This is a genomic window from Dyadobacter sp. 22481 (genome assembly GCF_052044875.1).
GTDB classification, from domain to species: Bacteria; Bacteroidota; Bacteroidia; order Cytophagales; family Spirosomataceae; genus Dyadobacter; species Dyadobacter endophyticus.
The window spans coordinates 160,020-184,316 of record NZ_JBQENV010000006.1 but is presented as its reverse complement, the minus strand read 5'-3'; the positions used below and the strand labels follow the sequence as shown (position 1 = coordinate 184,316).

The 24,297-nt window shown below is 50.6% G+C and carries 18 protein-coding genes and 1 tRNA gene; 13 read left to right on the top strand and 6 right to left on the bottom strand.

Annotated elements, in window-relative coordinates; genetic code table 11:
• Positions 1-127: 127 nt before the first annotated feature.
• From ACTJJJ_RS30685 to ACTJJJ_RS30670, 4 genes are all read left to right on the top strand, one after another.
• Positions 128-859: a copper homeostasis protein CutC gene (locus ACTJJJ_RS30685; RefSeq protein ID WP_188939079.1), complete on the top strand. Its 732-nt coding sequence runs from the start codon at positions 128-130 to the stop codon at positions 857-859.
• A 36-nt stretch (positions 860-895) separates the two neighbouring features.
• On the top strand, positions 896-3,352 hold the full coding sequence (locus ACTJJJ_RS30680) for a penicillin acylase family protein (RefSeq protein ID WP_440703806.1): 2,457 nt from the start codon (positions 896-898) through the stop codon (positions 3,350-3,352).
• Positions 3,353-3,362: 10 nt separating this feature from the next.
• Entirely contained in the window at positions 3,363-3,728 is a 366-nt protein-coding gene (locus ACTJJJ_RS30675) for a hypothetical protein (protein WP_440703805.1), read from the top strand.
• Positions 3,729-3,824: 96 nt separating this feature from the next.
• Entirely contained in the window at positions 3,825-4,445 is a 621-nt protein-coding gene (locus tag ACTJJJ_RS30670; RefSeq protein WP_188939082.1) for an OmpH family outer membrane protein, read from the top strand.
• A gap of 163 nt (positions 4,446-4,608) precedes the next feature.
• Here ACTJJJ_RS30670 and ACTJJJ_RS30665 read toward each other — a convergent pair whose 3' ends face one another.
• The 3 genes from ACTJJJ_RS30665 to ACTJJJ_RS30655 form a co-directional block, all read right to left on the bottom strand.
• Complete coding sequence (locus tag ACTJJJ_RS30665; RefSeq protein WP_229223366.1) at positions 4,609-5,361, bottom strand: succinate dehydrogenase/fumarate reductase iron-sulfur subunit; 753 nt, start codon at positions 5,359-5,361, stop codon at positions 4,609-4,611.
• Positions 5,362-5,436: 75 nt separating this feature from the next.
• Positions 5,437-7,425, bottom strand: a complete 1,989-nt coding sequence (locus tag ACTJJJ_RS30660; protein WP_188939085.1) for a fumarate reductase/succinate dehydrogenase flavoprotein subunit — start codon at positions 7,423-7,425, stop codon at positions 5,437-5,439.
• Between the two features lie 46 nt (positions 7,426-7,471).
• On the bottom strand, positions 7,472-8,143 hold the full coding sequence (locus ACTJJJ_RS30655) for a succinate dehydrogenase cytochrome b subunit (protein ID WP_188939086.1): 672 nt from the start codon (positions 8,141-8,143) through the stop codon (positions 7,472-7,474).
• A 289-nt stretch (positions 8,144-8,432) separates the two neighbouring features.
• Here ACTJJJ_RS30655 and ACTJJJ_RS30650 point away from each other — a divergent pair, with 289 nt between their 5' ends.
• The 6 genes from ACTJJJ_RS30650 (at position 8,433) to ACTJJJ_RS30625 (ending at position 18,082) form a co-directional block, all read left to right on the top strand.
• Positions 8,433-11,339, top strand: a complete 2,907-nt coding sequence (locus ACTJJJ_RS30650; RefSeq protein WP_440703804.1) for a gliding motility-associated C-terminal domain-containing protein — start codon at positions 8,433-8,435, stop codon at positions 11,337-11,339.
• Positions 11,340-11,626: 287 nt separating this feature from the next.
• A complete protein-coding gene (locus ACTJJJ_RS30645; protein WP_440703803.1) occupies positions 11,627-14,479 on the top strand; it encodes a gliding motility-associated C-terminal domain-containing protein in 2,853 nt (950 codons plus the stop codon).
• Positions 14,480-14,606: 127 nt separating this feature from the next.
• A complete protein-coding gene (gene fabD / locus ACTJJJ_RS30640) occupies positions 14,607-15,485 on the top strand; it encodes an ACP S-malonyltransferase (protein ID WP_342084556.1) in 879 nt (292 codons plus the stop codon).
• A 67-nt stretch (positions 15,486-15,552) separates the two neighbouring features.
• A tRNA-Gln gene (locus ACTJJJ_RS30635) sits at positions 15,553-15,623 on the top strand.
• A 247-nt stretch (positions 15,624-15,870) separates the two neighbouring features.
• On the top strand, positions 15,871-16,476 hold the full coding sequence (locus ACTJJJ_RS30630) for a TetR/AcrR family transcriptional regulator (protein ID WP_188939090.1): 606 nt from the start codon (positions 15,871-15,873) through the stop codon (positions 16,474-16,476).
• Positions 16,477-16,573: 97 nt separating this feature from the next.
• On the top strand, positions 16,574-18,082 hold the full coding sequence (locus tag ACTJJJ_RS30625) for a lipopolysaccharide biosynthesis protein (RefSeq protein WP_188939091.1): 1,509 nt from the start codon (positions 16,574-16,576) through the stop codon (positions 18,080-18,082).
• Positions 18,083-18,095: 13 nt separating this feature from the next.
• Here the strand turns inward: ACTJJJ_RS30625 and ACTJJJ_RS30620 are convergent, their stop codons facing one another.
• Positions 18,096-18,842, bottom strand: a complete 747-nt coding sequence (locus ACTJJJ_RS30620) for an ABC transporter ATP-binding protein (protein WP_188939092.1) — start codon at positions 18,840-18,842, stop codon at positions 18,096-18,098.
• A 21-nt stretch (positions 18,843-18,863) separates the two neighbouring features.
• Positions 18,864-19,592, bottom strand: a complete 729-nt coding sequence (locus ACTJJJ_RS30615; RefSeq protein WP_188939093.1) for an MlaE family ABC transporter permease — start codon at positions 19,590-19,592, stop codon at positions 18,864-18,866.
• Positions 19,593-19,654: 62 nt separating this feature from the next.
• Here ACTJJJ_RS30615 and ACTJJJ_RS30610 point away from each other — a divergent pair, with 62 nt between their 5' ends.
• The 3 genes from ACTJJJ_RS30610 to ACTJJJ_RS30600 all read left to right on the top strand — a co-directional run bounded on the left by ACTJJJ_RS30610 (position 19,655) and on the right by ACTJJJ_RS30600 (position 22,119).
• Positions 19,655-20,365 carry an SDR family oxidoreductase gene (locus ACTJJJ_RS30610; RefSeq protein ID WP_440703802.1) on the top strand — a complete coding sequence of 237 codons (711 nt, stop codon included), beginning with the start codon at positions 19,655-19,657 and terminating at the stop codon, positions 20,363-20,365.
• A 74-nt stretch (positions 20,366-20,439) separates the two neighbouring features.
• On the top strand, positions 20,440-21,348 hold the full coding sequence (locus tag ACTJJJ_RS30605) for an ROK family protein (protein WP_426292509.1): 909 nt from the start codon (positions 20,440-20,442) through the stop codon (positions 21,346-21,348).
• 60 nt (positions 21,349-21,408) lie between these two features.
• The gene (locus tag ACTJJJ_RS30600) at positions 21,409-22,119 is read left to right on the top strand and encodes a glycosyltransferase family 2 protein (protein ID WP_188939096.1); all 711 of its coding nucleotides are present in this window, start codon (positions 21,409-21,411) and stop codon (positions 22,117-22,119) included.
• 60 nt (positions 22,120-22,179) lie between these two features.
• Here the strand turns inward: ACTJJJ_RS30600 and ACTJJJ_RS30595 are convergent, their stop codons facing one another.
• Positions 22,180-24,225 (bottom strand): T9SS type A sorting domain-containing protein, encoded by a 2,046-nt coding sequence (locus ACTJJJ_RS30595; RefSeq protein ID WP_440703801.1) that lies wholly within the window; start codon positions 24,223-24,225, stop codon positions 22,180-22,182.
• Positions 24,226-24,297: the final 72 nt, after the last annotated feature.

Genomic DNA, 24,297 nt, shown 5'->3' with positions numbered 1-24,297 from the left:
CGACATCGCCGTTGCCAGCACATTTTGTTAATGCTATGAGATGCAATATCCATGCCCGGACTTTCAATCGTCCGCTTTTCTTTCCCGAAAAACCCTTAATTTCCCTCACCATTACAAATACCATATTATGACTATTGAAATTTGCGCCTATTCGCTGGAATCGTGTATCAATGCGCAGGCCGGCGGGGCGGGCAGGATTGAACTTTGCGGCGGGCTCGGGGAAGGTGGTACCACACCCAGCGCCGGACTCATCGAAATCGTAAGAAAAAACATCGATATCCAGCTATATGTGATGATCCGGCCCAGGGGCGGTGATTTTGTGTATGATTTTTTTGAAGAAGAAATCATGCGGAAAGATATAGATCTCGCTAAAAACTTAGGCGCAAATGGCGTCGTGCTGGGCATTCTTACCCCCGACGGCAATGTAGACGTCGCACGCACGAAAGCACTCGTCGAATATGCCGCACCTTTGAAAGTCACTTTCCATCGTGCATTCGACCTCACGCCCGACCCGGTGAAGGCACTCAAAGATATTATCGCCACTGGCGCCGAGCGTATCCTCACGTCCGGTCAGAAACCATCGGCCATTCAGGCGACGGAACTGCTAGGTAAGCTCTCCAAAGAGGCCGATGGAAAAATAGAGATCATGGCAGGCGGCGGGGTTAACCATAACAATGCCGCGGAATTGAAAGCGGCGGGAGTACACGCATTACATTTGACAGCTAAAAAATTCCGGCCGGCACGCCAAAAGTTTTTCCCCGAGGGGATTTCGATGGCCGGAGAAATTCCTGATGAAAAATCAGTCATGTATTCAGACCTTGGACTGATCGAAGCGATGGTACAAGCAGTCTCCGAATAATGCCCTTTCTTCTAAAAGCACGTCAATATCCTCTCTATGAAGTTCGTAAAGGCAATTCTGTTTATCGCTATCACGGCCGGGCTCGTTTATGTGCTCGACAAGCCATGGGCGCCGGCACCCGCGCTCGGGCCATTTCTGAGCCCCTTTTGCGGGTTATGGCAAAACAGTGAAAAGGTTATCGACCCGAAAACACGCGTAACCCTGCAACTCGACAGCCTCCGCGACGAAGTGACGATCCGCTACGACGATTCGGGAGTACCGCATATTTTTGCCAAAAACGACTTCGACCTTTTTTACGCACAGGGCTACGTTACGGCCAAAGACCGGCTGTGGCAAATGGACCTGCAAACCCGAGCCGCAGCGGGTCGGCTTTCCGAAATCCTGGGCCCGGCCACGCTTGCTCTGGATCAGCAGAGCCGCCGGTTGGGAATGGGTTACGGTGCAGAAGCTAATCTGAAAGTAGCCATGACCGACCCGCGCTCCCGCGAAGCACTACTGGGCTACACAGCCGGCGTCAATGCATTTATCCGGCAACTTGCCCCAAAAGACTATCCCATAGAATTCAAGCTTCTCGGCTATAAACCGGAAGCCTGGAAGCCGATCAACACCATGTACATGCTCGAACAGATGACGCTCACGCTTACGGGGCGCTCCAACGAGCTCGCTATGACCAATGCATTGAAAAAATATGGCCAGCAAACCATCGCGCAGCTCTTCCCCGACTACCCGATGTTGCAGGAAAGCCCGATTATCCCCTCCGGCACAGCATGGGATTTCCCAAAACTACCGGTTCCGAAGGCCATTCCGCCAATGATACCGGGCGACAGCTCTTTATTGTCCTCAAAACCTTTGACCGCATTGCCCGAAAAAGCTCCCAAGGAAGAAGGCATCGGCAGTAACAACTGGGCCGTCAGCGCGGAGAAATCCATTACCGGCTACCCTATCCTCGCCAACGACCCGCACCTCGAACTTTCGCTGCCGTCGATCTGGTACCAGGTGCAGCTGCATTCACCCGACGTCAATGTGTACGGTGTGTCGCTGCCCGGCATTCCAAGTGTAATCATCGGTTTCAACGAGCGCGTGGCATGGGGTGTTACCAACGTGGATGCCGATGTTTTCGATTTGTATAAAATCAAATTCAAAAATGAATACCGGAATTTCTACTGGCATGATAATCAATGGAAACCTACGCATAAGCGCGAGGAAATTATCCATGTCAAAGGTCAGCTGAGACCCTACCGTGAGCAGATCATCTACACCCACCACGGGCCGGTAACCGATTCGGATGGCACATTCAACGATTTGCCTAACCTGGCGATCAAATGGATCGGTCATGAGCCGGGCAACAGCTTTATCACCTTTTATGAGTTGAACAAAGCGAAAACCTATGACGATTACCGCAAAGCGCTGACGCATTATGTAGGGCCGGCGCAAAACTTCGTATTTGCCGATAATGAGAAGAACATCGCCATTACCGTCAATGGAAAGATCCCTTTGAAATATAAGGAGCAAGGCAAATTCGTGCTGGACGGATCATCACGCGCCGACGACTGGAATGGCTGGATTCCCGCGGAACAGAACCCGTTTGTAAAAAATCCGCCGAGAGGCTTTGTGAGCAGCGCCAACCAGTCGTCTGCCGATACCACCTATCCTTATTATATCAACTGGAGTTTCGCGCCGTCCGAGCGGGCCATACGCATCAACGAACGTCTGCAAGCGATGACGAATGCCAATGCCGACAGTCTGCGAATGCTGCAAAATGACAATTTCAGCGTCCTTGCGCGCACATTACTACCTAAGCTGCTAAACATTCTCGAAACCCGTTCACTGACGCCCAAACAGAAGGCTGCCCATATCTTGCTTTCTAACTGGAATTATCAGAACGCGCCTGAATCGGTCGCAGCCTCCATTTTCGAGACATGGTTTCCGCTGTTAGGCCAGGCCATTTGGAACGATGATTTCTCGTCTCCTGAAAGCCCGATGGAATATCCCTCTCGCGACCGGACGCTATACCTGATCTTGAAGCAGCCGAATGAAAAATGGTTCGATAATGTCAACACGCCTGAAAAAGAGACATTACCCGACCTTGTTTATCAAAGTTTCAACGCCTCGCTCGACACGCTTACTGCCCGCAAGGGTGCCATGAGTCCCGAATGGCAGTGGTCGAAGGTGAAAGCAGCGGAGATCAGGCATCTGAGCCGGAGCATCAAGCCCTTCAATGCGCCACCGCTTATAACCGGCGGAGGCAGCAGCATTGTCAATGCGATGACGAAGCGAAAGGGGCCTTCGTGGCGAATGGTGGTTGAACTTGGCCCTACGCCGCGCGCCTATGGCATCTATCCGGGAGGCCAGTCGGGCAATCCGGGTAGTCCCTATTATCTCAACTTATTAAAAAAATGGGAGAAAGGAGAGCTTAATGAGCTGATCTACCTTACCTCGCCGGATCAGAAAGTACCGCATCTGGCTTCCAGTCTTGTATTGCAAAAACGTTAACCCGGAACTCATGAACTTCTTTATCATAGCCATACTGTCGGCGATCTTGCAAATATTCGCCCCGTGGTGGGTAATCGCCATCGTTCCGTTCGTCGTCCTGTTCTGGCGCCCGGCTACCTCGTCAGGCGCCTTCTGGACGGGTTTCGGCGGCATTGCCGTGCCCTGGCTGCTTTATGGGTACTACCAGCATTTCATCTCCGACGGCGCCATGTCGGACCGCGTTGCCAAAATATTCATGCTGCCCAACGGTATTCTTTTATTGCTGGTGACAAGCCTTATTGGCGGCCTTGTAGGTGGCTTTTCAGGCCTTGCGGGCCATTGGGCACGCCAAATTTTCCGCAAACACCCGGCACCTCTTTCGACACACGCCTCGTAAAAGCTCCGACCTGGCTCCCCGGAGGCACTTATTCATTGTACTTAAACACAAATCATTATCTTTGCGGCTCGTTCAAAACAACCAAACCTTAAAAACGTGAACAACAATACTTCATTGATCTGGAACGTCGTCCTTTCGCTTGCTGTGGCGGTGTTATTCTTCCTTCATTTTTCAAGCAAATCGTCAGACTCAGGTGCAGCCGCAGATGGTGCAGTAGTGGCAGGCCGCCGCACTGTTTACGTTCAGGTTGATTCGCTTCTGAAAAACTACGATTTCTTTAAGGATACCAGAAAAGAGCTTGAAAACAAAAATTTCCAGCTTGAAAACGAGCTGACGACCAAAGGACGCTCTTTGCAAAATGAAGTAGCCTTTTTTCAGCAGAAAGCACAAACCATGACGCCCGAGCAAGCACGCTCCACAGAGGCTCAGCTCATGAAAAAGCAGCAGGACCTGGTGGCTTACCGCGACCAGTCGGCGCAGGCACTGGGCCAGGAAGAAGCTAAAAAGAACGAAGAGCTGTACAAAAACATCCGTTCCTACATCGACAAATACAATAAGGAAAACGGCTACGAATATGTATTGGGCTACTCCCTGGGCGGCGGTATCCTGTTCGCAAACCCATCCCTGGACGTAACCCAGAAGATCCTCGACGGACTGAACAAAGAATATAAAAGCTCAGGCAAAGCAGCAGCTCCGGCTGATACTACCAAAAAGTAGTCTTTCCCCGATCAAAATAAAGAGCGAAGCAGATGGTCAAGTGGCCGTCTGCTTCGCTCTTTTGGTATAAGCCATATTCTCACCTGGTGGACGATTGCTCTCAGTCAAAACAAAACAGGGCAGCCGGTTTCCCGACTGCCCTGCGTCATGCATTTGATATATTCTAAACCGCCGAAGAAGAGAACTTCGCGCCGATGTACTCACGGTTCATGCGGGCGATGTTTTCGAGGCTGATTTCCTTAGGGCATTCTGCCGAGCACGCACCAGTGTTGGTACAAGCTCCGAAGCCTTCTGCGTCCATTTGGGCAACCATTTTCTCGGCGCGGATACTGCGTTCTGCCTGTCCTTGCGGCAACAATGCCAGCTGAGAGATTTTGGCAGATACGAAAAGCATTGCAGAGGCATTTTTACAAGCTGCAACACAAGCACCGCAACCGATACATGCCGCCGCCGCAAATGCGTCGTCCGCAGCTTCTTTTGCGATCGGCAATGCGTTTGCGTCTTGCGCATTACCGGTATTAACAGAAACGAAACCACCGGCCGAGATCACGCGGTCGAATGCGTCACGGTCTACTACGAGGTCTTTAATCACCGGGAATGCCTGCGCTCTCCATGGTTCTACCACAATCGTATCACCGTCCTTGAACGAACGCATGTGCAGCTGGCAGGTAGTTACACCACGCAGGGGCCCGTGCGGACGGCCATTAATATACATCGAGCACGCGCCACAGATACCTTCGCGGCAGTCGTGGTCGAACGATACAGGTTCCTTTCCCTCCTCGATGAGTTGTTCATTCAATACATCGAACATTTCAAGAAATGACATATCAGGAGAGACGTGATCCAACTTGTAGTTTTCAAAGCCTCCTGCTGCATCTTTATTGCTTTGTCTCCATACTTTGAGAGACAAACTCATATTTCCTTCCATACCTATATTCTTTATATCTGATTCAACTTTTAAGCGTGGCATAAATCCGTGCCACCGGAGGTTTTATTTATAGCTACGCTGAGCGATCTTGATGTTTTCATACACCAGCTCTTCCTTGTGAAGCTCCCAGTTTTCGGGTCCTTTGTGCTCCCAGGCCGAAACATACATGTAGTTTTCGTCGTCGCGCATTGCCTCACCTTCTTCGGTCTGGTATTCTTCCCGGAAGTGTCCGCCGCATGATTCGTTGCGGTCCAATGCATCTAGACACATCAGCTCGCCGAGTTCGATGAAGTCCGCAACGCGGTTGGCCTTATCGAGTTCAGGGTTGAAGTAGTTGGCGGTACCCATTACTTTCACGTCTGACCAGAAATCTCTTCTAAGCTGACGAATCTCTTCGATCGCTTCTTTCAAGCCCTGGGCATTACGTGCCATGCCGCATTTATCCCACATGATTTTGCCCAAACGGCGGTGGAAAAGTTCAGGAGAGGTTTTTCCCTGGATGCGCAGTAGCGTTTCGATACGCTCTCTCACTTCTGCTTCGGCTTTCACGAATGCTTCGTGGTCGGTAGAGATCTTTCCGGTACGGATTTCACTCGCCAGGTAGGCACCGATCGTGTAAGGGATCACGAAATAACCGTCGGCAAGGCCCTGCATCAGTGCCGAGGCACCGAGGCGGTTCGCACCGTGGTCGGAGAAGTTGGCCTCTCCCAGCGAGTACAAGCCAGGGACGGTCGTCATCAGGTTATAGTCAACCCAAAGCCCGCCCATGGTATAGTGTACCGCAGGATAGATACGCATAGGCACTTCATACGGGTCTTCGCCGGTGATTTGCTTATACATATCGAAGAGGTTACCATATTTTTCTTTCACAACAGCCTTACCCCACGTGACAATGTCGGCGTCTGACGCATTGTGGATATTGTTCTTATTGGCTTCCCCACGTCCGTAACGCTCAACCGCCGCAGCGAAGTCGAGGTAAACGGCCAGTTTGGAAGTTCCTACACCATAACCGGCATCGCAACGCTCCTTGGCAGCACGCGACGCGATGTCACGCGGAACCAGGTTACCGAATGCAGGGTAGCGGCGCTCGAGGTAGTAATCGCGCTCGTCTTCGGGGATTGCATTACCGGGACGGTTGTCGTCTTTTTTCTTAGGAACCCAGATACGTCCGTCGTTACGAAGCGACTCCGACATCAGGGTCAGTTTCGACTGGTGCTCGCCTGAAACAGGGATACAAGTCGGGTGAATTTGGGTAAAACAAGGGTTACCGAAGAATGCGCCTCGTTTGTGGGCTTTCCAGGCTGCAGTTACGTTACTACCCATCGCATTGGTCGAGAGGTAAAAAACGTTTCCATAACCGCCGGTACAAAGCAACACCGCATGGCCGCCGTGCCTTTCCAGCTCTCCCGTGATCAGGTTACGTGCGATGATACCGCGGCATTTGCCATCGATATTCACAACGTCGAGCATTTCGTGGCGGTTGTACATTTTGATAGTACCCATACCCACCTGGCGCTGCAAGCCGGAATAGGCTCCCAGCAACAGTTGCTGGCCGGTCTGGCCTGCCGCGTAGAATGTACGCTGCACCTGCGTTCCACCGAATGAACGGTTGGACAGCAAACCGCCGTACTCACGCGCGAAAGGCACACCCGCCGCTACGCATTGGTCGATGATGTTACCCGAAACTTCGGCAAGGCGGTGAACGTTCGCTTCACGCGCACGGTAGTCACCTCCTTTGATGGTATCATAAAAAAGACGGTAAACCGAGTCCCCGTCATTCTGGTAATTTTTTGCTGCATTGATCCCTCCCTGTGCGGCAATAGAGTGCGCACGGCGTGGGGAATCCTGAAAACAGAACGCTTTCACTTTATAACCGAGCTCCGCGAGCGTAGCAGCGGCAGAAGCACCGGCTAGTCCGGTACCTACTACGATGATTTCAAGATTACGTTTGTTCGCCGGGTTGACAAGCGGAACCGACGAGCGGTATTTGCTCCATTTACTTTCAATCGAACCCTGTGGTATTTTGGCATCCAGACGAGATGACGTTGCCATATATCAATAGTATTTAATCAGAAATTGAGAATGAAACTTTGCCGGATTATTTCACCCAGCCCAGATAAATCGAGATCGGCATGAGCGCGAAAAGGAGCGGGACGATGATCGAAAAAGCCGTTCCTACAAATGAGATCGCGCCGTTGTATTTCACGTGGTTCAGTCCCAGCGACTGGAATGCGCTTTTGAAACCGTGCAGCAAATGCCAGAAAAGGGAAATGCAACCCAGCACATAAATCAGCACGACCACCGGATTCTGGAAAATGTCGAGCATCATTTGGTAAAGGTTCAGCTCTTCGCCGGTCACAAACTGGTTGGACCGGTTAGGGATCCAGAAATGCGAAGTGTGAATCACGAGGAAGATCAAAAGCAACGTTCCGAGCAAGCCCATGCTGCGCGAGTACCAGGTACTGTTCGCCGCTGCATTATTGACGGCATATTTAACCGGACGGGCGTCACGGTTGTTTTTCCAAAGGAGCAAACCATCAGCGATATGGATGATAAAGCCCGCAACGAGGCCTATTTCAAGCGTACGTATAATCGGGTTGGTACCCATGAAGTGCCCCCAGTGGGAAAAGGTCTCTCCGCCATCATTATAAAATATCATGGCATTGATAGTGGCATGAATGACCAGAAAGCTAATCAGGAAAAGTCCGGTAAGAGCCATCAGAAGTTTCTTACCGATAGAGCTCGTTAACGTTTGTGAAAACCACGACATAATAAAAAACGAATGGTTTTAGTGCAAAAAAAAGAGGTATATTTAGAACCTTTCAAAGGTATATCACAAACGTGTGCGAGGCAAAAAATCCCTTTCATTTTTGCCTACCCCCTGTTTATTTATAATCATTATTAAGAATTATTTAGACTGATTAGTCTTTACAAAAGCAAGACGCTCAGCGCGAATGGCTCAGCGCCGTCTTTCAGGTTATTTTGTAACCGATTAGCACACATTTTCAAACCAGTGTTTCGTTGAGTTGTTACAACCCGGACGACTAACGAACCGCCCCATGCCCAGATCTCTATCTCCCAGGATTCTGCTTCTTATTCTGATGCTGACATTATCGCTTGGCCAGGTTTTTGCGACACACTTCCGGGCCGGGGAAATCACAGCCAGAAGGCTATCGCTCACAACGCCTACTTACGAAATCAAACTAACCGGATATTTCGATATCATAGGAGGGAAGGACGCCGCCGACCGGCAGAATTCGGTCATTTTCACCATCAACAATGCGGCGGGAACCGGGACGCCTGACTTCATTGAAGCACCCAGGATTCTTCCCTTTGTCGATATCGGCAACAACACAACACAAAACACATACATCGCCATTTACACTTTTCGCGGCGTGGGTGCCTACCGCATCTCAATGGAGGTGGATGCCCGCAACGACAACATTCTGAACCTCAGCCCCAAACCTACCCGGGCACTTAATTTTTACGTAAGCACTACATTAGAAATTAATGCCGCCTTCGGTTTGAACCGTACACCGGTCCTGCGCAACGCGCCTATTGATATCGCGGCTGTGGGCCAGCGTTACATTCATAATCCCGCGGCATTCGATGCCGATGGCGATAGCATTGCCTATCGCATGTACGTCCCGCAGCAGGGCGGCACCAACGGAGCGGGCGTTAACCTCGGATACGAAGCCCCTAACCTGACCACCCCGCCCGGCCAGACGGAGACGGGCGCTTCGCCGGCGACATTCGGCATCAACCGCATTACCGGCGACATTATCTGGGACGCCCCGGTCACGAAGGGTTATTATAATATCGCATTCATCGTGGAAGAATGGCGCGATGGAGCACTCATCGGGCAGATCGTCCGCGATATGCAGATCATCGTCGATGATGCCCGCAACGACCGGCCGGTAATACCTCCATTGCAGGACATTTGTGTCGAAGCCGGGACGTTGATCAATCAGAAAGTAAATGCTACGGATAAAAACGGGGACAAACTCAACCTGACGTCCGTCAGCGGGCTGTATGATGCCACGCTTATTAAACCAGCAATAGCCAGTTTCGCCGTGGCCAATCAGGGCGCACAGAGCAGCGTCACCGGGACATTCACCTGGCAGACATCCTGCGACCATATCCGATTGGAGCCTTATAATGTACTTTTCAAAGTGGAGGACGCCGCGCCTCCCGGATACCCAAACCCGTCCCTTTTCCGCAAGCTGGTTGATATGACGACCTTGAATATCCGGGTATACGGGCCAAAACCCACCGGCTTGAGAGGCACTCCCGTGACCGACCCTTCCGGGCCGGCTTACCGCCTCAACTGGGACGCCTACAAATGTCAGGTAACAGGCGCCAAAATCGTCATTTACCGAGCCGACCACTGCACCGATATCCCCGAGGATGTTTGTATCACAGGGATCCCGGCTGGCTCGGACTATGAAGAAATCGGGCGGGTGGATGTGAACCAGACTACCTTCCTGGATAACAATGGAGGCGAAGGCCTACGCCCGGGGGTTTCTTATTCTTACCGCATTGTGGTATTGTTCCCAAGGCCCGGCGCGAGCCCCGGCGAACCGGGCTATCTGTTTGGCGGCGGCGAGAGCGTCGCGTCGGCGGAGTTTTGTCTTAATTTACCAGTCATAAGGCCGGTCATCACTAATGTTACGGTTGACTCTACCAGCACGACCAAAGGAGTTATCACTGTTAAGTGGATGAGGCCTGCGGCAGCGGCGGGGTTGCCGGCTCAATACCGGCTGTTCAGAGCCACAGGACAAAGCGGCACTGCATTCACGCAAATCGCAACCATTAATACCAACCTCACACCCGGGGCTGCCGACACCATTTTTGTAGACAGAAACCTGAATACCGAAGCCAACGCCTACAACTATAAGCTCGAATATTATACCACCCAAAACGGCCAGCTTACCAGGTTCGACGAGTCGGAAACTGCCAGTTCGGTCAGGCTCGAACAGGCCGCTGCGCAGCCCGATCAGATCGGGTTGAAATGGACAGCCCTCGTGCCCTGGGACAATAGCAACCGCATTCACCGGGTTTACCGCGAGGATAAAACAAAACCGGGAACATTTAACCGCATTGCCGAAGTGGCTGTCGGAGCAACGCAGATATTCAGCTATCTGGATGATGGCACGGATAAATATGCGGCCGACGGCACAGTCAATGTGACCATTGTGAAAGACTCTACCTATTGTTATAAAGTAGAAACGGTGGGTTCATACAACAACAGCCAGATCAAGCCGTCGGTACTCTACAACTTCTCGCAAATTCTTTGCGTGTCGTCGTCGGATACCATCAGGCCGTGCCCACCGGTACTTACCCTCGACCCGCTGAATTGCGATTCGCTCAGACAACATCCCGAAGCTTTTTGTACTACCACCGGGTTTACCAATCACCTGAGCTGGACATACCCCAAACAAGCCGATGGCCGCGATTGCGACCCGCTGATAAACGCTTACAGGGTGTATTATGCAAGATATGAAGGCGATGCCCCGACTTTGATCGCCACAGTAACCACACCGCCGTCGCCGCTGAAAACCGCTTTCGACCATGAAGGCCTGGCGTCTTTCGCGGGTTGTTATTATGTTACGGCCGTGAACCGCTTCGGAAGCGAAAGCGCGCCCAGCAACACCACCTGCCGGGACAACTGCCCGATGTACGTGCTGCCGAACGTATTTACCCCCAATGGCGACAACAAAAATGATACATTCCAGCCACTTGAATGTCCGGCATTTGTACAATCACTGGAATTCAGGACCTTCAATCGTTGGGGCGCCGAGGTCTTCTCGACCAGGGATGTCAACATTAACTGGGATGGCAAAACCAACGGCGGCAAAGAGCTGGCGGCAGGACAATACTATTATGAAGTAACTATCAATTTTGAGTCATTTAAAAAAGAAGGTGTAGAGACGAGCATGAAAGGTTGGGTACAATTGCTGAGATAGCAATGCAAAATCACATCAGAGCGCTATTTGTGCTGCTTTGGGACTTTGTTATAATTCATATATGATTTATAAAGTTGTTTTGTAAGTTTACAAACCGACATATTATATTCATTCCCAAAGCACACATTTTTACTTGAATTTTCGTTGATTTAACGTACCTGACAGGAGATATGGTGCCTGCCGTTACCTCCCTATCATTATTAGCTCGACACAGATTTATGCGCTCTGCTTTACGAATCCCACTATACTTTTTCTTCCTGGCCTTACTCTGTAACGGATTCCAGGCCATGGCCACACACATACGCGCGGGCGAGATCACTGCAAAAAGGATCAGTCCTGTGGGTTCCGATCGCCATACCTACGAGATTACGCTAACCGCCTATTTTGATATGCAAAATGGCGAAGGTGCCGCTAATGCCCAGAACAGCGTGTTTTTCACAATTGGACCGGTCATTTCAGGCCCCAGCTCCAACCTGGATGTGATTGAAGCACCCCGCTTACAACCCATACCAAACATTGGAAATAACACTACCCGCAATACTTATACGATCACCTATACATTTCGCAGCGCGGGTCAATACCGCATTTCCTTCGAAGAGGACAACCGTAACAACAACGTATTGAATATCGGCCCCCCGCCGACACAAAACCTGAACTTTTACGTCAGCACCATCCTGGAAATCAGTTCCAGCTTCGGACAAAACCAGACGCCGGTGCTGCTCAATGCGCCGATCGACGTGGCAGCGGTAGGGCAGCGGTACATTCATAACCCCGGTGCATTCGATGCGGACGGCGATAGTCTTGCCTACCGGATGTTTGTGCCACAAAGAAGCGGTGTAAATGGCTCGGGGATCAATTTGCAATACAAAGACCCGAATATGGTAACGCCTCCCGGAAGCACGGAGGCCGGCGCATCACCCGCCACTTTCAGCATGAACAGGGTCACCGGCGACCTGATCTGGGACGCTCCCGTTACCAAGGGCTACTATAACGTTGCATTTGTCGTTGAGGAGTGGCGCGACGGCGCGATCATAGGCCAGATCGTCCGCGATATGCAGATCATCGTAGAGGATGCGCGCAACGACCGGCCGGTGATTCAGCCGATACCAGATATTTGCGTCGAGGCCGGAACGCTGATCAACCAGCCGATTACGGCTACCGACAAGAATGGCGACAAGCTGACACTTACCTCGTCGGGCGGTGTTTACGAAGCTTCGCTCATTCCACCCGCCATTGCCAAATTTACCGTCGCGCAGCAGGGCGCTCAGAGTACTATTACCGGTCTTTTCACGTGGCAGACTTCCTGCGCGCATATTCGCCTGGAACCTTACGATGTTCTTTTCAAAGTGGAAGATGCCCCTGGTCCGGCGGTCCCCAACCCGGCGCTTTTCCGAAAGCTTGTCGATATGACCACCGTGAATATTAAAGTATACGGGCCGAAACCGACGGGCTTGAAGACAACTGCCGTGAATGACCCAACCGGAACTGCTTACCGCCTCAACTGGGATGCTTACAAATGCCAGACAGCAGGTGCTAAAATCGCTATTTACCGTGCGGAGAAATGTACCGACCTTCCCGAAGATGTCTGCAGCCCAGGTATTCCTGCCGGTTCGGGTTACCAGGAAATCGGAAGGGTGGATGTAAACCAGACTACATTCCTCGATAACAATGGCGGCGAAGGCCTCCGCCCGGGTGTTTCATACTCCTACCGCATTGTGGTGATGTTCCCAAGGCCCGGCGCAAAACCTGGCGACCCTGGCTATCTGATCGGTGGCGGCGAAAGTCTTGCTTCGGCGGAGGCTTGCCTGAACCTTCCGTTGGTTATGCCGGTAATCACCAATGTAACCGTCGATTCTACCAGCACTACCAAGGGTGTTATCACTGTTAAATGGATTAAACCAGCAGCTGCGGCAGGATTACCGGCTCAATATCGCCTGTTCAGGGCTTCCGGACAGAATGGCACCGCATTCACACCGATCGCAACCATTAACACCAACCTCACACCAGGAGCTCCTGATACCCTTTTTGTGGACAGAAACCTGAATACCGAGGCGAATGCATACAATTACAAACTCGAATACTACACTACCCAAGGTGGCCAGCTCACCAAATTCGACGAAACTGAAACCGCTAGCTCGGTCAGGCTCGAACAAGCCGCTGCGCAGTCCAACCAGGTAGGCCTTAAATGGACCGCCCTCGTACCCTGGGATAATAGTAACCGTGTACACCGGGTGTACCGCGAGGACAAAAGAAAGCCAGGAACATTCAACCGCATCGCGGAAGTATCCGTGCAAGGGCCACAGACATTCACTTTTGTCGATGACGGTACCGATAAATATGCGGCGGATGGAACGGTTAATGTGACCATCGTGAAGGATTCGACCTATTGCTATAAAGTTGAAACGGTCGGTTCGTACAACAACAGCCAGATTAAACCATCTGTTTTATACAATTTCTCGCAGATACTCTGTATTTCATCGTCGGATACCACCAAACCTTGCCCGCCGGTGCTTAGCCTCGATCCGCTCAATTGCGACTCTCTAAGGGCGCATCCGGAAGCATTTTGTACCTCGGCCGGTTTTACCAACCATCTGTCATGGGAGTACCCGAAAGAACTGGATGGCCGCGAATGTGACCCGCTCGTGACTGCTTACAGGGTATATTATGCAAGATATGAAGGTGACTCCCCGACCCTGATCGCCACCGTGACCACTCCTCCTTCGCCGCTGCAAACCACATTTGACCACCAGGGGCTCGCCTCTTTTGCAGGCTGCTATTACGTCACGGCCGTCAACCGCTTTGGCAGCGAGAGCGCGCCTAGCAACACCGTTTGCCGCGATAACTGCCCGATGTATGTTTTGCCAAACGTATTTACACCAAACGGCGACAACAAAAACGACACATTCCAACCCTATGAATGCCCTGCGTTCGTGCAATCGCTGGAATTCAAGGTTTTCAACCGTTGGGGTGCCCAAGTATTTTCTACGAAAGATGTGAATATCAACTGGGACGGTAAAACCAACGGCGGAAAAGAGCTGGCGGCGGGACAATATTATTATGAAGTAACGATCTATTTCGAATCGTCCAAAAAACAAAGCACACCTGTTTCCATGAAAGGCTGGGTGCAGCTTCTCAGATAATATCCATTCGGGTTTGAAAAAAGGCGACCGGCGTTGCCTTTTTTCTTTCACATTCAAGTATTTCCTTTGTAGCCCGGTTTTTGTACCGGGCTTTTTGTTTCAGCATGAATAACCATAAATCATCCATATGAAAACGGCATATGTTTTCCCTGGTCAGGGCTCGCAGTTCAAAGGAATGGGTCTGGACCTTTACCAGAGCTCCGATTCCGCCAAGGCATTATTTGAAAAAGCCAATGAAATCCTCGGTTTCGAAATTACAAAGATCATGTTCGAAGGCACCGACGAGGAGCTGAAACAAACCAATGTTACTCAACCTGCGATATTTATCCACTCGGTGATCCTGGCGAAGATATCCCCGGACTTCTCTCCCAATATGGTAGCGGGCCATTCGCTCGGTGAATTCTCGGCATTGGTTGCCGCCGGCGCACTTTCCTTCGAAGACGGCCTGTCTCTCGTGGCAAAACGTGCCGCAGCCATGCAGAAAGCTTGCGAGATCCGCCCTTCTACGATGGCTGCGATTCTCGGCCTTGCCGACAATGTGATCGAAGAGATCTGCGCCGGCATTACCGACGAGATTGTTGTACCGGCGAACTACAACTGCCCGGGACAGGTGGTGATCTCGGGGACGATCGAAGGCGTTGAACGCGCCAACGAGTTGTTGAAGGCTGCCGGGGCCAAACGTGCATTAGTGCTGCCCGTTGGAGGCGCATTCCACTCGCCCTTGATGGAGCCTGCCCGGGAGGAGCTCGCAGCGGCTATCCATGCGGCACAATTCGAGCAGCCGATTTGTCCGGTTTATCAGAATGTGAATGCAAAGCCAGCCACAGAAGTAGCCGTTATCAAGGAAAATCTGATCTCCCAGCTCACTGCCCCGGTAAGATGGACGCAGTCTGTCGAGCAAATGGTGGCCGACGGCGCGGAAATTTTTATTGAATCGGGACCAGGCAAAGTTTTGCAAGGCCTTGTAAAAAAGATCGCTAGCAATGTTGAGCTAAAAAGTATTTAATTTTTTTTACTGAAATACTTGACACGTTACCCGACTAACATTACTTTTGCACCACTGTTTACGGTTTTGGCCGATGGTGTAATGGTAACACAGGACATTTTGGTTGTCTTATTCAGGGTTCGAGTCCTTGTCGGCCAACAGTAATCGAAGAGCTCATTTTTCAATGAGCTCTTTTTTATTTCCATCCAATCCCCCTCCTATCCTTAGAATTCTTCCAAATTTCGGAAGTGAAAAGACCTTTTAATAGCATTTCCATCCTTTTGCGACTTTACGGTGACATTAAGGAAACTATTTTAAAAATTTGGTTACTTAATGTAACTTTTCTGCTATAAAATTTGGATATGAAATGTTACATTTACTATGTTTTAACCTAAACAGCACCCATATGAAAGTAGAAAAAGTTAAAAAGCGTGATCGCGAGCGCACGAAGAGTAAAATACTCAAGGCGGTTGGCGAAGTAATTGAACAACATGGCACCGAAAAGGTGGGCGTCAATCTGATCGCCCGCACCGCAGGAGTCAACAAAGTACTGATTTACAGATACTTTGAAAGCGTAGACGGCCTCATGGAACAATATGTCAGGTCGGGAGAATACACGTCAACCCTCAGCACCGATTACATTGACAGCATCCCGGAACTGACACCGGAAGATCGGAACAAAGCTCTCACGTCCCTCATGCACACTTTCACGAACGATCTGCGCCAGCGTAAGGCTACGCGCGACCTGCTCCGCTGGGAAATCGGAACCGGAAAGTCGATGCTTTCAGATGCCCGCAACCAGATTGCGACGCGTATCCTGAGCAAAATAGGCGACCTGCCCTATTACAATGACACCAGCGCGTTGATCGCATTCATTTCAGCAGGCATTTATTTTTTGACCATCTCCTCTGATTATCGTGAAAAAATGCTTGACGTAGACCTTCAAACCGATGAAGGATGGAAGCGGATCGAGCGCGTGGTCGACAGTATCATCTCCGATGTCCGGGGTTGACGATAAAAAACAGAAGGCCCTTCCCACGAAACGGGAAGGGCCTTTCCTTTTATTGGCAGTTACTCACCTATATTTGCGGAGGAAAATCCCGCATTGAATGAGCGTACTGAAAAAACTGGCCAGTGAAACCGCCACTTACGGCATCAGCACCATGCTGGGCCGCTTTTTGAACTACCTGCTGGTCGCACTGCATACCAAGCTTTTTGAGCCTCAGCAAATCGCCGCACAAGGGCAACTCTTCGCCTACGCCGGCCTGGCACTCGTACTCTACACTTTCGGGATGGAAACGGCATTCTTCCGTTTTGCACGCGAGGAGAAGAACCGGAAGCAATATTACGACCTTATATTGAGCGCGGTTATCGTGGTCAGCCTTGTCGGTTCCACCTTCATGTTCCTGTTCGCAGGGCCGATCGCGGAGGTGATCAAATACCCCGAATCGACGTCCATCGTAAGGATGTTCGCTATCATCATGGCTACCGACGGCATTGTTTCGATCCCGTTTGCAAGGCTGCGGCTGGAAGGCAAAGGCAAAAAGTTCGTGATCATTAGGGTTATCAACATCCTCATCAACATTTTCCTGAACCTGTTCTTCCTGCTGGTTTGCCGCGACATTTACGCAGGGAAATACCTTGCATTCCTGCAACCGGCCGTCAATCTCTTTTACGACCCACTCCACGCGCCCGATTACATCGTTCTCGCAAACCTCATCGCCAACCTTGCATTCTTCTGGATGCTGCGGAAGGAGTTCGCCGATTTCCGCTTCGTATTCAGTACCGATCTTTTCAAACCTGTGTGGGTTTACGCCTTCCCGGTCATGGTGATGAATATCGGCGGTGTCCTGAATATGCTTTTCGACCGGGCATTTATTCAGTTCCTGCTGCCCGAGGGCTTCTACCCCGGCCGCAGCAACGAAACCGCCATCGGTATTTACGTGCAGTGCTACAAGCTCTCTATCTTCATGAACCTGGCGATCCAGGCCTTCAAATATGCTGCTGAGCCATTTTTCTTTTCGAAAGGCGAGGACAAGAATGCACCGCCTGTTTTTGCGAAGGTTACGAAGTATTTCATCATCGTGTGCGTGCTCATGTGGGTAGGCATTTGCCTGAACCTCGACTTGTTCGCGGAATTGTTCCTGAAAAAGAAGATCTACCACGAGGGACTGGCCGTGGTACCCTGGTTATTAGCGGGCTATTTGTTCCTGGGCGTATACTACAATCTGGCAACGTGGTTCAAGTTGACCGATAAAACACAATATGGCACGTGGCTCACGCTCTCGGGAGCAGGGATTACCATTGTTACCAGCTTTGTGCTTGTGCCGCAAATCGGGTATATGGGCTTTGCAATCGCATTCGCGCTTTCGGGCTTCATGATGCTTTCGCTCTGCTATTATTTTGGGCAAAAGTATTACCCAGTGCCGTACGATATTGCTTCCGCAATAGGCTACATGGGCGGCGGTGCATTGCTCATCTACGCTTCTTCGCTCGTCAAAATCCCGGATCTCTGGATTTCCGTACCTGTGCACATGGGTGTGCTCGCGATCTTTGGGGTAATTGTTTTCCTGCTGGAAAGAAAGAACATTCCGGCGCTACGGCGCAGAACGTCGTAATAGTTACGGGATGCTATTCCTGCATTTCCCGCAATAACTTATTGGAAAAAAGGAATTCCTTCAGTTCGGGAACGGTGGTTTTTGTAATCTCCGAATTGATCCCTTCCCAAAGTTTATCTCCCTGATAGAGGAACATGATATTCTGCCCGATTTCCATCACCGAGTTCATGTCGTGGGTAATAATGATGGTGGTGATCTGATATTCTTCGGTGATCTCCTTGATCAGCTCATCGATCTTCACCGATGTCAGCGGATCGAGGCCGGAGTTGGGTTCGTCGCAGAAAAGGTAGGCAGGGTTCATCACAATGGCACGGGCGATCCCGACACGCTTTTTCATGCCGCCGCTGATCTCCGACGGCATCCGTTTTGCGGCCGCTTCCAGCCCTACCCTTTGCAGGCAGAATGCCACACGCTCCCGTTTTTCCTCCGCCGATTGTGCCGTAAGCATATCGAGCGGGAAGCGCACGTTTTCCTCTACTGTTTTGGAATCAAACAATGCCCCACCCTGAAACAGCACGCCCATTTCGCGGCGGATCGATTGTTGGGTTTCCTTATCGCAATTGTAAAAGTTTCGACCGTTGTAGAGCACATTACCCTGGTCGGGTTTCACGAGCCCAATCATGCATTTCAGCAATACGCTTTTACCGGTACCACTCCCTCCGATGATCAGGTTTGTCTCCCCTTTCTGGAACTGGGCCGAAATGCCTTTTAAAACTGCCTTACCGTTGAATGCCTTGGAGATATTATTGATTTCAATCATTTTGTGTCCGGTTGAGAGCGCTTACAAAAGCAGCTGTGCGAGCAGGTAATCCGCGATGAGAATTGAAATACAGCTGTTGGTCACGGCCTGCGTGCTTGCCCTACCCACCTCCAACGCGCCGCCCGAAGTAAAAAATCCCTTGAAAGAAGAAATTGACGCGATGAGAAAGCCGAAAACGAATGGTTTTACACACATAAAAAATATGTTGTAAGGCACGAACGAGTCGCGGATACCGTATAAATAATCGCGTTCGGTAATCACACCGGTTAGCGTCCCCGCCAGATAACCGCCCATAATGCCGAGAAATGCGGAGAAAATAACGAGCATCGGGAATGTCAACATCGCCGCCAGGACCTTTGGAAGTACCAGATAGGACGATGAATTGATGCCCATTACTTCCAATGCGTCGATCTGTTCGGTAATGCGCATGGTTCCGAGCTCACTGGCGATATTGGAACCCACTTTACCGGCGAGTACGATACAGGTAATGGTAGGCGCAAGTTCCAGGATCTCCATGTCGCGGACGATGAGCGCTACGGTGGAAATAGGGATAATGGGGCTGACCAGGTTATAGGCAGTTTGAATACAAGACACGGCGCCGATGAACGTGGAGACGATCGCGACGATGAATATCGAACTCACGCCGATGCCCACGCATTCCTCCATCAACCTCCGCCAGTAAACCGATAATTTTTCGCCCTTCCCGAACAGCGTCCCTAAAAAAATGAAGTATTTACCGATTACAGACATGATATCTTAATTGTATTCAATATTTTCGGGAAAATTAGGCAAAAAAAGAAGCAATCAGAAAAATGAATCCATTAGCGGTTGTAACCGGTGGAACAAAAGGGATCGGAAGGGCAGCGATAGAAAAATTTTTGGCACAAGGCTTTGATGTAATTACCTGCGCAAGAAACGAGAGCGACCTGCTCGAACTGCAACAAACATTCAGCGAAAGTTTTCCCCAATCAAAACTGACTTATTTAACGGCTGACCTCTCGGTGCGGGCAGAGGTAGATGCTTTCATCGCGTTTATCCACCAACATAATACACCGCCGCAGGTACTTATCAACAATACCGGCGTATTTATCCCCGGGCAGGTTCATAACGAAACGGAGGGCACGCTGGAAAAAACCATGGAGACCAACCTGTACAGCGCCTATCATCTCACACGCGGGTTGCTTCCCGGCATGATGGAGCTCAAAAAGGGCCATATCTTTACCATTTGCTCCACAGCCAGCATTATCGCCTACCCGAATGGCGGCTCGTACTGCATTTCGAAGTTTGCATTGTACGGGATGACCAAGGTTTTGCGTGAAGAAATGAAGCCGTATAATGTGCGTGTAACGGCCATTCTCCCGGGCGCGACGTACACCGATAGCTGGAAAGGCACCGATCTTCCGGAAGAGCGTTTCATGGATTCCAGGGACGTCGCCGAATCAATCTGGTCTGTCTATGCATTGTCTTCCAGGGCAGTTGTCGAAGAAATTTTGATCCGCCCGCAGCTGGGAGATTTGGATTAATGAGTGAACAATAGAGCAATTTTACTAAATTGCCACATTTTTAAAATTATTTATTAAACCCATATTTTCATTTCATGGAACAATACCTCGGTATAGACGTGGGCGGTACTAACGTAAAAATGGGGATCGTTGACGCTACGGATGGAAGGATCTCGAATTTTTACAGTCACGATACTGCCAGCTGGCGCAGCTCCGGGCATTTTATAGACAGACTAGGTGATGCAATTGCACTCCAACTCGTTGAATATCCCGAAGTCAAAAAAGTAGGGATTGGTGTCCCGGGACTCATTTCCCGCGATAGGACCACGCTGATCGAAATCACGGCAATCCCCGAAATCGACGGGATCACCATTGTTCCGGATTTGAAAGCAAGGTTCCCGCAGCATGATTTTTACCTGGAAAACGACGCGAATGCGGCGGCTTTGGGCGAATACTATTTTGGCGAAGACAAACTTCCGGAAGACTATATTTTCGTAACCCTGGGGACCGGCATCGGCGGCGCGGCGATTATCGATAAAAAGGTATTCAAAGGCGGTGGCGGTAATGCCATGGAGCCAGGCCACGTTCCTTCCAAAAACGGAAAGGTCCTCGAACGCAACATCGGTAAAAAAGAACTGCTGGATATGGCCAATGCCATGCGCGCGGCTTACACCGGCACTACCCAACTTCCTTCCGACGGCACTATTTCAACGACCGGCCTGGTAGCGGCTGCATCCGCAGGCGACGAACTTGCCAAAGACGTTTTCCACGAAATGGGTTACCTGCTCGGTGAAGGCCTCGTGTCGATGATCCGTATCCTGGATATCACAACAATTTTGATCGGCGGTGGTATTTCTGCCTCATTTGAGTTTATTTTGCCGGCTATTAACGACCGTTTCAAGTACTGGCTGACGCCCTATTACCTGAAAACCGTTACTATCAAACGCGCAACGCTCGCTAACGACGCCGGACTGCTGGGAGCAGCTTCATTGTGTTTTGAATAACAAATAACCCCGAAACAATAAAGATTCACTCTTAAACAGTCACACTCTTATTTTTCCCTGATGAAATTATCGGTTATCGTTCCTGCTTACAATGAAGAAAAGACAATCCGAAATGTGCTGGATAAACTCAAATCCGTTGACCTGATAGGCAATTTTCAGAAGGAGATCGTAATCGTGAATGACTGTTCTGCCGACAATACGGAGGCGGTTGCCAAAAGATTTATAGAAGAGAATCCCGAGCTGGAAGTGGCTTACTTCCGGCATGAATATAACCAGGGGAAAGGGGCCGCATTGCATACGGGTATACGCCGTGCAACGGGCGACTACATTATCGTTCAGGATGCCGATCTTGAATACGACCCCCAGGAATTCAATATATTGCTAAAACCGGTTATCGAAGGATATGCGGATGTGGTGTATGGCTCCCGCTTCATGGGTGGAAGACCGCACCGCATCCTTTTTTTCTGGCACACGATAGGAAACAAGTTCCTGACGTTCCTGAGCAACATGTTTACCAACCTCAACCTGACGGATATGGAAACATGCTACAAGCTCTTCCGCGCCGACATTCTCAAAAACCTCAAACTGGTAGAAAACCGCTTCGGCTTCGAGCCCGAGGTGACAGCCAAAATCTCCAAAGTACCAAAAATCCGCATTTACGAAGTCGGCGTCTCCTACTACGGCCGCACTTACGAAGAAGGCAAGAAAATCAACTGGAAAGATGGTTTTCGCGCGCTGTACTGCATTGTACGCTACGGACTGGGCAGCTGATCGTCCGTAAGTAAAAACCCTCTACATAGTGCCGCAGCTCGCCGGAGGTCCCCGACATACCTAACGTTTGATAAACTGCTGGGCAGTCCGCACGCCATCCTGGTTTTCAAAATTCAGCAGGTATGTGCCGGTTGGCCAGTTGGCGACATTGATTTCTTCACCTTTGGAGGCTTTCAGGGCTTTTCGGTGCAGGATCTGCCCTTTCGCATTCAAGACGGCCATGGTACCCGTAGCCGCATTCTTGAACTCGACCCGCAACACGCGATCGGTGGGGTTCGGGAACAGTTGCCAGAGCATGTTCCTGGCACCGATTTCGTTGCCGAGAATTAGGCTGAGGTCAACGGTTACGGTTGCGTAGCCCGACTGTGAAATGTCGTTGAATGCCTGAATCCGGTAAGTATAGGTCGCATTCAGTTGGATATCGCGGTCTTCAAAGGATAGCGACTGCCCGTCGAGTTGTTTCACAACCTCGTAAGGAGCGGAATCGGATTTTTTGCGTTGCAGCACGTAGCTGGTGGCAGTTTCTACCGCAGGCCAGGTCAGTATCACCGAATTATAGGTACGGTTGGTCGAGAGTTTTACACTGGGCAGCAGCACGCCGATCCCTACTTTATCAAAAGAAAATGCGCCCAGCCCACGCTTGTTCAACAGATAAGGCCCCGCGTAAATGCCAATATTTTGTTCAAATGGCCATTGCAATGGGAGGTTATCTGGATAAAACGTGGGTAAGTAGCTCAACTTTGTTGCATTGGACGGCTCTTTGAGCGTCAACGTAACTTGGTTGCCTGCCGCCTTTCCGGCCGAGAAAGCAGCTTTCTTTTCGTCGCCGTCAAGGAAAAAGAAGTTTTTCAGGCTCAACACCAGCGGCTTGCCATCCTGCCCTTTGATGGTTGAATCGGCGGGCCATTTCAGCTCCTGGCCTTCTTCAAAGACCAGTGTAATCTCCTTTTTCTCCGCATTGGTATAAAATGCTTTTTTGATATCCGGGCTCCTGACATTGTCCGAATCCTTCGACCCGTAAACGCGGGGCGCAAAGAAGCGGTACATCCGGCGGCCAAATTCTTCGTAACCCGACCTGTGATAATGCACGCCGTCATAATCGGGTGTTCCAATAGCTGCAAAATGATCTGTTTTGGGATAGATGTATTTAGTTCTCCTCAGAAAATCACGCACTGAGCCTCCTACCGGGTTCGGATTGTCGTTTCTGAGAATAATCAGATTCGATTGTACAACTACAAATTGTTCGACCTGAGGATAGTCACGTACCCAAAATTTCTGCAACTGGTCGTACTCGGTGGCATAGTTAGGGATGTTTTCGAACACCTCCTGTTCACCGTGCATCCAGATGAACGCCCTGATACGGGAAGGGCTGGCAACGTTCACCCTTTTACGCAAACTGCCGTAAAGTGAGCTAATGCTCGAAGAGTCGTTGGAGCGGCGGCTATTCAGAAATTCGGTCAGTTTTGCCCCGGGTAACGATCCATTGATCACACAGGTAGGAATGCTATCGCGCTCCAAAATCTCCTTCTGCATTTCAAGGCCCCAGGCGCCTACGTAGGTCCACGACCACGCGGCGACAGTCCAAAGGGTGTCGCCAGGTAAAATAGCCGGGGTCTGATCGGGCGTGCGGGCAATGGTACGCGCATATTTGCTTGACCACGCGCCAAAAACAGTAGCGGCCGCATTAGACTGTCCACTGATCACATAAAAATCTCCCCCCACAAGCTCGTTGCGCCGCACGATCAGTGCGGAATCTGTTGCATGACAGGCATATACTTCCACGGAGTAATCCGCCATTTCCGCCTTGATTTTGGGCTTCATCGAGAATGTACCGGTCGTCTTTCCCCCGTAGTTGATCGCCGACTTCTGGTATCCGACCCGTACATTGTTCCTGAACGTAACCACCGACATATGGTCCCACCCCGCCAGCTCGATGACACCGGAAATAGGTACCTCGGCCAGATTATCGTCGGCACGCGCATACAATTGCATATCGCGCGGCAGTTTATCGAAAACCACGGAAAAAAAACGCTGTGCAATGGCACTACCTGTTGTACAACAGAAAAGAAAGGAAAGCAGGAAAAGTTTTGAGTGTGTAAAGTTCATTTCATTAAGACGCTGTTTCTGATGGCTACTGGAAATACTTCGCCCCGGAATCAATGACAGTAGGCGAATGGC

What these genes read in the sequence shown, in the direction of transcription:
- ACTJJJ_RS30605 (WP_426292509.1), top strand. Translation starts at nt 20,440, where the DNA reads ATGGAACAATACCTCGGTATAGACGTGGGCGGTACTAACGTAAAAATG.
- ACTJJJ_RS30685 (WP_188939079.1), top strand. Translation starts at nt 128, where the DNA reads ATGACTATTGAAATTTGCGCCTATTCGCTGGAATCGTGTATCAATGCG.
- ACTJJJ_RS30610 (WP_440703802.1), top strand. Translation starts at nt 19,655, where the DNA reads ATGAATCCATTAGCGGTTGTAACCGGTGGAACAAAAGGGATCGGAAGG.
- ACTJJJ_RS30625 (WP_188939091.1), top strand. Translation starts at nt 16,574, where the DNA reads ATGAGCGTACTGAAAAAACTGGCCAGTGAAACCGCCACTTACGGCATC.
- ACTJJJ_RS30620 (WP_188939092.1), bottom strand. Translation starts at nt 18,842, where the DNA reads ATGATTGAAATCAATAATATCTCCAAGGCATTCAACGGTAAGGCAGTT.
- ACTJJJ_RS30615 (WP_188939093.1), bottom strand. Translation starts at nt 19,592, where the DNA reads ATGTCTGTAATCGGTAAATACTTCATTTTTTTAGGGACGCTGTTCGGG.
- ACTJJJ_RS30675 (WP_440703805.1), top strand. Translation starts at nt 3,363, where the DNA reads ATGAACTTCTTTATCATAGCCATACTGTCGGCGATCTTGCAAATATTC.
- ACTJJJ_RS30665 (WP_229223366.1), bottom strand. Translation starts at nt 5,361, where the DNA reads ATGAGTTTGTCTCTCAAAGTATGGAGACAAAGCAATAAAGATGCAGCA.
- ACTJJJ_RS30600 (WP_188939096.1), top strand. Translation starts at nt 21,409, where the DNA reads ATGAAATTATCGGTTATCGTTCCTGCTTACAATGAAGAAAAGACAATC.
- ACTJJJ_RS30660 (WP_188939085.1), bottom strand. Translation starts at nt 7,425, where the DNA reads ATGGCAACGTCATCTCGTCTGGATGCCAAAATACCACAGGGTTCGATT.
- fabD (WP_342084556.1), top strand. Translation starts at nt 14,607, where the DNA reads ATGAAAACGGCATATGTTTTCCCTGGTCAGGGCTCGCAGTTCAAAGGA.
- ACTJJJ_RS30595 (WP_440703801.1), bottom strand. Translation starts at nt 24,225, where the DNA reads ATGAACTTTACACACTCAAAACTTTTCCTGCTTTCCTTTCTTTTCTGT.
- ACTJJJ_RS30630 (WP_188939090.1), top strand. Translation starts at nt 15,871, where the DNA reads ATGAAAGTAGAAAAAGTTAAAAAGCGTGATCGCGAGCGCACGAAGAGT.
- ACTJJJ_RS30650 (WP_440703804.1), top strand. Translation starts at nt 8,433, where the DNA reads ATGCCCAGATCTCTATCTCCCAGGATTCTGCTTCTTATTCTGATGCTG.
- ACTJJJ_RS30645 (WP_440703803.1), top strand. Translation starts at nt 11,627, where the DNA reads ATGGCCACACACATACGCGCGGGCGAGATCACTGCAAAAAGGATCAGT.
- ACTJJJ_RS30655 (WP_188939086.1), bottom strand. Translation starts at nt 8,143, where the DNA reads ATGTCGTGGTTTTCACAAACGTTAACGAGCTCTATCGGTAAGAAACTT.
- ACTJJJ_RS30680 (WP_440703806.1), top strand. Translation starts at nt 896, where the DNA reads ATGAAGTTCGTAAAGGCAATTCTGTTTATCGCTATCACGGCCGGGCTC.